Genomic DNA, 11,969 nt, shown 5'->3' on the forward strand with positions numbered 1-11,969 from the left:
AAAATATTCGGGGGAATTACTATTATGAGTTTCACTATTGATTATGTTAAAAATAAAAACAGAATTATTGTAACATCGGACGGTATGGAAGTTGAGGATGCCTTTGCGTACGCAGAACAATTTCCGAAGATACTGAAGAAAACTAAGCGAGGGTTTACAGGTATGACTGTAATCACTGGTGGTCTGGTATTTAAGCAAGAGGTGATGGCAATTCTTGCTCCAACTGGTGAAGATGCTGTGAAAGCTGGAATGTCCACAAAACACAAATGGGTGTATGTTGCGCCTACGGCGTTCTACAAAACGCAAATGAATCGTATGTTTAAAGATATTGCAAACTTGTACGAATCGATAGAAGAAGCTGAAGCGTATCTTGATTCCGCAGGGAATTAGCAACTTCTAAAAATTAAAAGGATCCAGCCATCATCTGTAGCGCCAAAGGTACTTTCTGCGTATTGAAGAAGCACTGTGAAAAACCGATATATTCAGGATTAACTTATATAAATGGATCACTATACTAAGGAGTTATTCCTATGACCAGTCTCCTTAATCAGAATGACTTATCAAATATTGGTTAGAATGCTTCTAGGATGACATCAAAACTGTAAGTAGACTCGTAGAAGCTTATGTGTCATTATCTTCGAACAGGGGTTCGACTCCCCTCGGCTCCATTTGAAAGACCCGCTGATTGATATTATCCCCTTCAAGTAGACACTCAAAAAAACCTTCATGTTATCATGTAGGCTTGAGTGCCACTTGGAGGGGATATTTTTTATGGCTAAAAAAGGTCAAACATTTCAGAAGTATACAGAGGAATTCAAATTAAAGGCGGTCAGAGCGTATTAAGAGGGTTCATCGAGCTATAAGGAGGTAGCTGAACGAGAAGGGATACGTAACTGTTCTCAACTGATTGAACACACATGAGGCCAGTTTTTTCGTTCTCTAAAGTATACCTAAATAGGATGAATAATAACTGGTTAAATTTACAAATTTGTCATGTGACAATAGTGATGACAGCAGTAACTATTCTCTCAAATGCTGGAATTATATAATGGATAGATTACATAGACAAGATAGGCTTCGTAAGGCTATTGTCTATAAATTTTTATTTTGTATTATTTATTTATAATGTAATTATATTACATAAAGTATTATATTGATATTTATATGAAATGGGGAGAAACATTGAGAGAAAGAATTCTAACTCTATTCATGACGATTGCTATTCTATTCACGACAATCACACCCGGGTTGGTACCGAGTGCTGAAGCAGCAGGAGGCACAGTTACAAAGACCTATACAGCAACTGCTGATACGATGCAATTAAATGGTCAAGCGGAATATAACGGAATCTATGATAATGACGGAGATGGTTATCTATATGTCGGCATGAGCAATAATGACGGCTTCGTCAATGTGCGCAATAGAATGGCCGCATCTTTCAATTTAGGTGCTCCAGAAGGGACCATTGTATCAGCAGAGCTGGTTGTGACGGTTGCTACTGTATTAAGAGTCCCGAATCACACGCTGTACATGGAGGCAAGGGGCTCTGCTGCGAATAGTTTGGACCATAGTTTTAATGGTACCTTCCCCTTCGTAGATGTGAATAGCCCTTTTTCAGATAAATTTACGGCGAAAAGCACTGCGGAAGTGCCGATGGGCACTTATCTTCAGGATCAATCGATTACTTTCAATGTTAAGAGTGCTGTCGATGCCTTTACGGGTGGTTCTGATCGCACAGTAACTTTTACACTTAACGGCAATGAAGCAGATGCAGACAGCGGGAGATTTTTATTGTATTCCTTAGAAGCTTCGAATGCTGCATTTCGCCCGAAGCTAGTCGTTACTTATGAGACCGGACCGACGAATACCCCGCCTACGGGCTCTTTCAAAATTGCGGAGGGAACAGCGACAAGCGCCAGCACAGTCAATCTATCCGTAACAGGTTCAGATCCTGATGCAGGTGATAGTGTTACCCATATGAGATTTGCGAATAGCGTTGCTAATTTATCGGCGGCATCTTGGTTGCCTTTCAGCAATACAGCAACATTCAGTCTAAGTGGAGGGGATGGGGCGAAGAACATCTATATGCAGGTGAGAGATTCCAACAATGCGATATCTGCCAGTTCTTCTCAGATCATTCTATTGGATCAGACAGCACCAACAGGTGCACTGATTATTAATGATGGTGCTGCATGGACGAAATCAGAGATGGTCACTTTAAAAGGAACCTATACGGATGGAAGCGGCTCAGGAGTTGAGCAGGTGCGTCTCTCCAATGTTAATGGGACTTGGCAGACCAGCTGGTTCAGTATCGCTGATCTGAACGGGAGGTCATGGGTCCTTCCGGCTGGACAGGGAGTCAAAAACGTATATGTACAATATAAAGATAGAGTTGGTAATTCGAGCAACTCAACTATTAGTAGTACAATTACAGTAGATACAATAGCTCCTGTTATTACAAATGTAGTGAATAACATAGTATATAATAGCAAAGTTAATCCTCTATTTTATGAAGGCAGCGGATTGCTTAATGGGAGTCCCTATACCAGTGGTACAGACATCACCCAGGATGGAACGTATACACTGATCGTCACCGATCAAGCAGGCAATAGTGCGACGGTGGTTTTCAAGGTTGATACGATAGCACCTACCGTAACGGGAATAGCGAATGGTGTAATATACAACACAATCAAAACGATTACCTTTAACAAAGGAACCGCGACTTTAAACGGAGCTGCTTTTGTTAGTGGTGCACAGGTTTCACAAGATGGTGTGTATACCCTGATTGTAACGGATACAGCAGGCAATGTAACAACGATTAACTTTGAGATAGACACAACAGCACCTAAAATTAAAGGGGTAAGCGAGGGCGGGGTTTATAAGTCGGTAACTCCCAGTTTTAATGAAGGAACAGCGCAGCTGAATGGAACTGCTTATATGAGCGGTACAAGGATTGATCAGGATGGTGTGTATACGCTGGTTGTAACCGATACAGTAGGTAATGTAACAACGGTTAACTTTGAGATCGAAAATGTGGCGCCAATTGTTACGGGAGTAATGGAGGGCGGAATTTATATATCGGTAGTTCCTAGTTTTAATGAAGGGACAGCGCAATTGAATGGAACTACTTATACAAGCGGTACAAAGATTGATCAGGATGGTGTGTATACGCTGGTTGTAACCGATGCAGCAGGCAACGTCACGATGGTGAAATTCATCATTGACAGAACCGCTCCAACCGTCACCGGCGTTGTTTACGGGGTGAGCTACAACACCGACAGAACGATCACTTTTAACGAAGGTACGGCAACGTTGAACGGAGATCCATTCGCAAGTGGCGAGACCGTTTCCGCTGAAGGCGACTATACACTCATTGTGACCGATGCGGTGGGCAACGTTACGACAGTCAGCTTTACGATCCACAAAACCGGCCCAACCGTTAATGGGGTTGTTTACGGATCGAGTTATAATACCGACAGAATGATCACGTTTAACACGGGAATCGCAACGTTGAACGGCGATTCCTTTGCTAGCGGATCTGAAGTCAGTGCCGAGGGCGACTACACACTCATCGTAACGGACGCGATGGGCAACGTCACAACCATTGCATTCACGATCGATAAAACAGTCCCGATCATTAGCGGTGTGACCGACGGCTCTATCTATAACACGAACCAATCGATTACGTTCAATGAAGGTACGGCGACCTTGAACGGAGATCCATTTGCAAGTGGCGCAACCATTTTCGCCGAAGGTGACTATACGCTTGTGGTGACGGATGAGGCGGGTAACGTTACGACGGCCAACTTCATCATTGACAGAACCGCTCCAACCGTCACCGGCGTTGTTTACGGGGTGAGCTACAACACCGACAGAACGATCACTTTTAACGAAGGTACGGCAACGTTGAACGGAGATCCATTCGCAAGTGGCGAGACCGTTTCCGCTGAAGGCAACTATACACTCATTGTGACCGATGCGGTGGGCAACGTTACGACAGTCAGCTTTACGATCCACAAAACCGGCCCAACCGTTAATGGGGTTGTTTACGGATCGAGTTATAATACCGACAGAATGATCACGTTTAACACGGGAATCGCAACGTTGAACGGCGATTCCTTTGCTAGCGGATCTGAAGTCAGTGCCGAGGGCGACTACACACTCATCGTAACGGACGCGATGGGCAACGTCACAACCATTGCATTCACGATCGATAAAACAGTCCCGATCATTAGCGGTGTGACCGACGGCTCTATCTATAACACGAACCAATCGATTACGTTCAATGAAGGTACGGCGACCTTGAACGGAGATCCATTTGCAAGTGGCGCAACCATTTTCGCCGAAGGTGACTATACGCTTGTGGTGACGGATGAGGCGGGTAACGTTACGACGGCCAACTTCATCATTGACAGAACCGCTCCAACCGTCACCGGCGTTGTTTACGGGGTGAGCTACAACACCGACAGAACGATCACTTTTAACGAAGGTACGGCAACGTTGAACGGAGATCCATTCGCAAGTGGCGAGACCGTTTCCGCTGAAGGCAACTATACACTCATTGTGACCGATGCGGTGGGCAACGTTACGACAGTCAGCTTTACGATCCACAAAACCGGCCCAACCGTTAATGGGGTTGTTTACGGATCGAGTTATAATACCGACAGAATGATCACGTTTAACACGGGAATCGCAACATTGAACGGAGATCCCTTTGCTAGCGGATTTGAAGTCAGTGCCGAGGGCGACTACACACTCATCGTAACGGACGCGATGGGCAACGTTACAACCATTGCATTCACGATCGATAAAACGGTCCCGATCATTAGCGGTGTGACCGACGGCTCTATCTATAACACGAATCAATCGATTACGTTCAATGAAGGTACGGCGACCTTGAACGGAGATCCATTCGCAAGTGGCGCAACGGTTTTTGCCGAAGGTGACTATACGCTTGTGGTGACGGATGAGGCGGGTAACGTCACAATGATTTCTTTCACAATTGATCGAACAAACCCGATTATAACCGGTCTAACTGTAGGAATAAGCAACTACACCAGTCCGTTGACGATTGGATTTAATGAAGGTACCGCTACATTAAACGGTCAGCCCTTCACAACCGGAACGAGAGTTATATCTTCTGGCAACTACACGCTAGTCGTCATCGATGAAGCAGGAAATCAGACGATTGCCACGTTTACGCTGAATATCTCGACTCCTGAATCCGGTTCAGGTTCAAGCTCAGACCCAAGTACAAGCTCAAGTACAAGCCCAATTCCAAGCTTAGGGCTAGAGATCGAGATCAATGGAGTTAAACAGAAGGATTTAGCCAAAGAAACAACTGCTGTTATGAACGGAAAGAAAGTGACAACGGTAACCATCGACGAGAAGAAATTATCGCGTTACCTCGATTCCTTACCCGATAAGCCAGTCATTAACATACCGGTCCATAATGATTCAGATCGTGTTCTTCTGCTCTTAAACGGTCAGCTTATCACAACACTGAATGACCGAAACGCAGTTATTCTAATTCAAACGGAGCTTGGTTCCTATCTTCTAGCTGCCAACCGGATCGATTGGAGTCTTGTCACGAAGCGTTTCGGTTCGGAGGATGCACTGCGAAACATGGTGATTCAAGTCGAGATTACCAATGTACCAGAAAGCGATATCGTGCAACTTGCTAATAGTATAGGGAAGGCAAGACTCTTGTCGCCGCCGATTGATTTCAACATCACAGCAGCACATGGCGGTAAGACGATTGAGCTCAACAAGTTTCTTAGCTATGTCGAGCGGACGATTGTCATTCCCAATTCAGCAGATGATCACAATAAAAATATAACGGGGATTACGATGACGAAGGATGGAAACATCGTGCCGGTACCTACCCGAATGATGAGGGAGAACGGCAAGACCTTTGCTGTCATTTATAGCCTGACAAATAGCGTCTATGCCGTTATAGAGAATGACAAAACCTTTGCGGATATTCAGAATCATTGGGCGAAGTATGATATCGAACAAGTAGCGTCCAAGCTGATCGTCCAAGGTGTCACTGAATCGAGCTTTCAACCGAACAAGCAAATTACCCGAGCTGAGTTCACGGCGATGTTGGTCCGGGCTCTCGGATTACACACGGTTGATCAGCCTACTAGCTTTACTGACGTCAACAGCGGGCAATGGTATTACGAAACGGTCTCCATTGCGGAAGGCTACGGGTTAGTTACGGCAAGTAACAACAGCCAGTACACTCCCAACGAGAAGCTAAGCCGAGAAGAAGCAATGGTGTTGCTGGGGAAAGCCATGAAGCTTGCTGGGATGGATACAGCGATTTCCGATAGCGAAGCCGCTCAACAGCTTAGCACATTCAAAGACCATCATTTGCTCGACTTGTCTGCAAGAGCGGCAGCTGCACTTAACGTTAAATACGGAATTATCATAGGCAATCAAGGACAGCTTACGCCGAACAATGTCATTACACGTGCCGAAGCTACCGTCATTTTACAACGCTTGCTCGAAGCGGCCAAACTGAGTTCGTAACAGCAAGAACCTTCAACCACAAGCTAAGTGGTTGAAGGTTCTTTTTTGTGTATATTTAGAGGAACTCGTCATGCATTACCTCGTGATCACCCATTACAAACTCCTGCTCAGCCGTTATTTGCCCCTTCTAGATTTGATCGTACTTGCGAAGTTTGTAATTAACCGCTTCGAACGCTTCGTCTAGGTCTTGTTGTCGTTGCAACTCTTTTTTATGCTACTCAAGGATCGCCTTTCTTTATAGGAGAGTTTGTTTTCCTTGAATGGCTAAATCAGTGTAATAAAGATGCTTCCAAAGGCAAAGTTACGGATATGTCTACCGCAAGCTCTTATGCAGTGAATCTAATTAAAGATGAAGCAGAAGCTAGTATTATCAATGGGAAGAAGAATGGCGTATTTGATCCGCTGGGCAATGCCACACGCGCATCGATACGCTGACCAAGGAATGATCTTAAACTATGCTACCTCGCCGAACATCCGAATCATCACACGGCGGCGAATTGTGGATTTGTACAGCCATGGCTCGGCTCCATATGGAGTACTATTGAAGACACCATGAAAGGTGTCTTTTTTCATATTTTCAGAATATGATCTGGACTATGCGTGGCGGTTCAAAAAAATGAGTATCTTGCTAGATCCAGTATCTTTCGTATGTGGAATTAAAGATTGCAGTGAAGAAGGTGTGAAGAAAAATTTAAGGTTCTATATAGGGATAAAAAAGGCAAACCTAGGATAGGAAGAGTTAATAGGGAGATATAAATGAAAACCAGTATACTTATGCTATAATTTAATAAAGTGACTCTGTGTTTTAGAAAAATTGGATAAAGGATGCATTGACCAACCATGTATGAGAATCAGACTTCTATGCACCACAAGCTGTTTATTATCGGCGCAGGTGCTGCCGGACTAATGGCCGCCGTTACTGCGCGTGATATGGGTATCGATACTGCCATTCTGGAGGGTAACGACCGGATTGGAAAGAAGATATTAATGACAGGTGATGGCCGCTGTAACATTACGAATGAATCCACTGCGACGGGTACGGATGAAGCAATTGCTTTATCGCACAAGTATCACAGTAATCAGGCCGGATTTCCACTTGCGGTATTGCAGCAATTTGGCATCCGTCAGACTATAGATTTTTTCTCCTTACTCGGGCTTCCACTTACAAGATTGAAGGAGGGCTTGATGTATCCAATGTCGCTGCAGGCAGCAGCGGTGCTGGATATTTTCCAGCTTGCGCTGGAGGATCGGAATGTTCCGGTATACCTCAATAACAAAGTGTTGGATGTTACTGTTTCGAAGAATCATCCGCGCTTCAAGATAAAATGCCAAACGGAGACAGAGGAGGAGGTTGTTTATACTAGCGACTATCTACTTCTATCTGCGGGTGGCCTTGCCGGTCCAAATGCGGGAAAAGAACCTCCTGGGTATACACTTGCCGAACGTCTGGGGCACACCCTGATTGAGCCTTTGCCGGCCATTGTGCAATTGAAGCTGCAATATCCGAATATGAGGGCACTGTCCACTATCAAATCTCAGGGACAAGCCCATATCATTGTGAACGGTAAAGTCATCTGCAGTGAACAGGGTGAAATTGCCTTCACGGATTATGGTATTACCGGCCCGCCAATTCTTCAGCTAAGCAGGAAGGCTGCGTATCATCTTGCAAGAGGAGAACAGGTAACATTGTCGGTTGATCTGATGCCGGGCCGCACGGAGGAAGAGTTAGTTGAGTTTTTAGAAAGGCTCTGGGAGACCTTTGGACACCGGACGGTTGCGGATTCTCTCGTTGGCATCTTTAACAAGAAGCTTGTTACGGTCCTACTCAAGGAGACCGGCTTAGATCAGCAACCACAGCTGCTTTGCCAGGCTCTGTCGTTGAAAACTAAGGGGAAATTTTATCAAATCTTGAAGCGTTGGGAATTTAAAGTGACGGATACCAATGGCTTTACGAATGCGCAAGTGACAGCCGGCGGCATTGATACGTCGGAACTCATCGAAGGAACGCTGGAATCCAAGCTGGTGCCTGGGCTGTATTTGGCTGGCGAAGTGATGGATGTCGACGGAGATTTCGGCGGCTATAACCTGCAATGGGCCTGGAGTTCCGGATATGTGGCCGCCATGGCGCTAGCTAAGTCAATTCAATAAATTTATTAGGAAAAGGGATGCATCAATTAACATGTATAAGGATCAGACTTCTAAGCACCACGAGCTGTTCATTATCGGTGGGGGTGCTGCAGGTCTAATGGCTGCAGTTACAGCGAGGGATCAAGGTATTGATACAGCAATTATTGAAAGCAATGACCGGCTTGGGAAGAAAATAATAACGACGGGTAACGGGCGTTGCAACATTACGAACCAATCCACCGCCACCGGTACGGATGAAGCGGCCGCTTTATCACGCAAGTATCACAGTAATCAGGAAGGATTCCCAATACATGTATTGCGGCAATTCGGTGTCCGCCAAACGATCGAATTTTTCTCCTCACTCGGGCTTCCTTTTGTAAGCTTGGAGAATGGCCGGATGTATCCGATGTCGCTGCAGGCGGCTTCTGTGCCGGGTGTATTTAAGCTGGCGCTGGAGGATCGGAATGTTCCCGTATATTATAAACATAAAGTGTTGGATGTTACCGTTTCGGCGGGACATCCGCGGTTCGCGATAACCTGCCAGACGGAGACAGAGGAACAGGTTGTGTATACCAGCGACTATCTTTTTCTATGTGCAGGCGGCCTTACCGCTCCCAAAACGGGAACGGACGGCTCCGGTTATACGCTTGTCCAACGCCTGGGGCACACCCTGATCAACCCGGTGCCAGGCATTGTACAATTGAAGCTGGATTATCCGTATTTGAAGGAACTATCGGGCATCAAATTTGAGGGAGAGGCCCATGTTATCGTAAACAATGAAGTCATCCGCACTGAGTCTGGTGAGATTCTTTTTACGGACTATGGTATCTCGGGCCCGCCCATACTTCAGCTCAGCAGAAAGGCTGCGTATAATCTCGGAATAGGAGAATCGGTGACATTGTCGGTTGATTTAATGCCGGAGCGCACGGAGGAAGAGTTAATTGATTTTCTGGAGATCCACTGGGGGATCTTCGGACACCGGACGGTTGCCGATTCTTTTGTGGGCATCGTCAGCAAGAAACTGATTCCAGTTCTGCTGAAGGAGGCTGGAATTGATCAACAGCCGCACTTGCTTTGTATGGATTTATCATGGAAAACCAAGAAAATATTTTATCGAATCTTGAAGCATTGGGAATTTAAAGTGACCGATACCAATAGCTTCACGAATGCACAAACAACAGCCGGTGGCATCGATACGACGGAGCTAATCGAAGGAACGTTAGAATCTAAGTTAGTCCCTGGGCTGTATTTGGCAGGTGAAGTGATGGATGTGGATGGAGATTGCGGCGGCTATAACCTGCAATGGGCTTGGAGCTCCGGCTACGCCGCTGCTATGGCGCTTGCTAATCGACGTGCCAGCACCACGTAAGGGGGCAGAGGTTTGCTGTAACAAGTCTGGTTTTAGTAATGTGAAAGCGATGAGGATTGTTTCTCATCGCTTTTTTGTGATTTTTTAAAGTTTTGTGCTCATTTTATTCGTTGCTTAACTCTGATGTCTTCATTTTACCTCAACTTTATTGTCGTCCCTTTATTAATCCTTAAGTTTATCAATTAGAGCTAGTATTCGTCTATTTTTTGTATCTTCCTTTTTAGCAAGCTCAATATAATTAATCTGCTCTCGTTTAATGTAATCAGGCTGGTTTAGAAATGTATTCAGCATGTGGTACTCTTCAAGGTTTGTAGTAATGTAATCAGGCACAATCAGTTTACGATTTTCCTCGCATTTCTTAAGTATTATATGTAATGTATCACCGAGCTCTTTTTGTAATGCTCTTCGAATAAATTCGTTATAAACAAAATAATGCCCATTCTTTGACAGCAATAAAGTATGGTCAAATTTGTACCCGTCAACAGAGATTTGAATAGGTACTTTACCATTAGTATTGAATATCTCCCTTACTGAATAGGGGAAATAGACTACTTTCCATTTCATTTTACCTTCCAGCAGCTTTATCTCACTATCAAATTCATAAACCATATTAAATAACACTCCTCGGGTAAAGAAGCTGATTTCGGTCACTCATTTTATCATAGCCACTTTGCTGTTTCTAGGTGATTCGAATTCAATATGCTGTTGCAATAACCTATATGATGTTGAACATGCCTTATCTGCATGAGGATAACATCAGTTTTAGTTATTTCTTCGTATAGTACACATGGTTCCAATAATCTGCCGTCAGTAAGTTCAGCAAAAAAATTACGAGCCACACTCAATATCTCCTCTAGGTACGTCGTCATTTCCTCCTTAGTAGGGTAGTCAGAGCACTCCTTATCTAAGTCTTCTGTTATATCTTTACCGAAGTCAGGTATCGTGAATTCTTCATCCTTCTGCTGCCTAAACCAAAATTTCATGCTGGTTGTAGCGTGGAATATATGCTTCCAGTATTTATGCTTGGCATTCTTCCAAAAATGATCAGGACATACTTCGATAAGATTCTTCAACATTTCTACGGTTGGATCAAACTGTCTTCTTAAAACAGCCACCATCTTATCACTCATGTTCATCAACTCACTTCTTGAATTTTAGAATCTTAACTTTATTCTTGTTCTCAGCAACCAAAACCTTCCATTTTACGATGGTGCATTTGGAAAATTTGTGAAACATACTCAATCACAAACCCAACTGTTACGGGATTTTCCGTTCTTTGAACATCTTGATGATGAATAATTAGCTGAAATTGCTAAGGTATGTGGCGAGCGTACTTATATAAAAGGAGAGTCCATCTTTTTTGAGGGTGAAGAGGGAGAGGAGCACTATCTGGTTCTATCTGGAGTTGCTCACGTGTTGTTGCGTCTAACAGAACAGCACGGAGTGCCCTCTGATAAAGGTGTTCTAATCGATTTGAAATTAACGCATCAACACCTGGCGGATATGACAGGAACGGCGCGTGAGACCGTGACAAAATCATTGCTTGGATTACAGGATGAGCAGTTGATACGTATTGATCAGAGGAAAATACATTATGATGCGGCTCCATAGGTAGTAAAAGAAAAGACACCTTGAAGGGTGTCTTTTTACGTTATTGCAGCTTGAAAAAAAGATGCCAACATTATCCCCGACTTTAATGAAAGTTCCCGGTTTCATTTTCCGTGAATTTGCCGTCGCTGTCATGCTGGGATTGCTTGCGGCGATCATTACGGGCTTGTTGCTGCTGTTGGGCTTCCAGGCTGTTTACGGGCGTGGCTTCCAAATCTTTTACAGTGTTGATCAGATTCTTGTCTGGTTTATTTGCGCTCAATTGAAAATTCCTCCTTGTTTACCTAATGGTTGTGAATTTTATTATGTGCTGGCTACTGTGTGGCTATTC

General features: G+C 44.4%; 9 protein-coding genes. 6 read left to right on the forward strand and 3 right to left on the reverse strand.

Going from position 1 to position 11,969, the window contains the following annotated elements; all coding sequences use genetic code 11:
• Positions 1-24 precede the first annotated feature (24 nt).
• The 5 genes from MHI32_RS00970 (at position 25) to MHI32_RS00990 (ending at position 10,030) form a co-directional block, all read left to right on the forward strand.
• The gene (locus tag MHI32_RS00970; RefSeq protein ID WP_076126891.1) at positions 25-390 is read left to right on the forward strand and encodes a hypothetical protein; all 366 of its coding nucleotides are present in this window, start codon (positions 25-27) and stop codon (positions 388-390) included.
• Positions 391-1,182: 792 nt separating this feature from the next.
• Positions 1,183-6,534 carry an S-layer homology domain-containing protein gene (locus tag MHI32_RS00975; RefSeq protein ID WP_340011726.1) on the forward strand — a complete coding sequence of 1,784 codons (5,352 nt, stop codon included), beginning with the start codon at positions 1,183-1,185 and terminating at the stop codon, positions 6,532-6,534.
• Positions 6,535-6,907: 373 nt separating this feature from the next.
• Positions 6,908-7,090: a hypothetical protein gene (locus MHI32_RS00980; RefSeq protein ID WP_139329976.1), complete on the forward strand. Its 183-nt coding sequence runs from the start codon at positions 6,908-6,910 to the stop codon at positions 7,088-7,090.
• A gap of 284 nt (positions 7,091-7,374) precedes the next feature.
• Positions 7,375-8,682: an aminoacetone oxidase family FAD-binding enzyme gene (locus MHI32_RS00985; protein ID WP_340011727.1), complete on the forward strand. Its 1,308-nt coding sequence runs from the start codon at positions 7,375-7,377 to the stop codon at positions 8,680-8,682.
• A 31-nt stretch (positions 8,683-8,713) separates the two neighbouring features.
• Complete coding sequence (locus tag MHI32_RS00990; RefSeq protein ID WP_076126895.1) at positions 8,714-10,030, forward strand: NAD(P)/FAD-dependent oxidoreductase; 1,317 nt, start codon at positions 8,714-8,716, stop codon at positions 10,028-10,030.
• 162 nt (positions 10,031-10,192) lie between these two features.
• Here the strand turns inward: MHI32_RS00990 and MHI32_RS00995 are convergent, their stop codons facing one another.
• Complete coding sequence (locus MHI32_RS00995) at positions 10,193-10,639, reverse strand: YdeI/OmpD-associated family protein (RefSeq protein ID WP_340011728.1); 447 nt, start codon at positions 10,637-10,639, stop codon at positions 10,193-10,195.
• Between the two features lie 50 nt (positions 10,640-10,689).
• The gene (locus MHI32_RS01000; RefSeq protein WP_340011729.1) at positions 10,690-11,160 is read right to left on the reverse strand and encodes a DinB family protein; all 471 of its coding nucleotides are present in this window, start codon (positions 11,158-11,160) and stop codon (positions 10,690-10,692) included.
• 283 nt (positions 11,161-11,443) lie between these two features.
• Here MHI32_RS01000 and MHI32_RS01005 point away from each other — a divergent pair, with 283 nt between their 5' ends.
• Positions 11,444-11,641, forward strand: coding sequence for a helix-turn-helix domain-containing protein (locus MHI32_RS01005; RefSeq protein ID WP_076126901.1), 198 nt, complete (start codon positions 11,444-11,446; stop codon positions 11,639-11,641).
• An 82-nt stretch (positions 11,642-11,723) separates the two neighbouring features.
• Here the strand turns inward: MHI32_RS01005 and MHI32_RS01010 are convergent, their stop codons facing one another.
• Entirely contained in the window at positions 11,724-11,900 is a 177-nt protein-coding gene (locus tag MHI32_RS01010; protein WP_169744731.1) for a hypothetical protein, read from the reverse strand.
• Between the last annotated feature and the right edge of the window lie 69 nt (positions 11,901-11,969).

Source organism: Paenibacillus sp. FSL H7-0690, from assembly GCF_037980415.1.
Classification (GTDB): Bacteria; Bacillota; Bacilli; order Paenibacillales; family Paenibacillaceae; genus Paenibacillus_AQ; species Paenibacillus_AQ odorifer.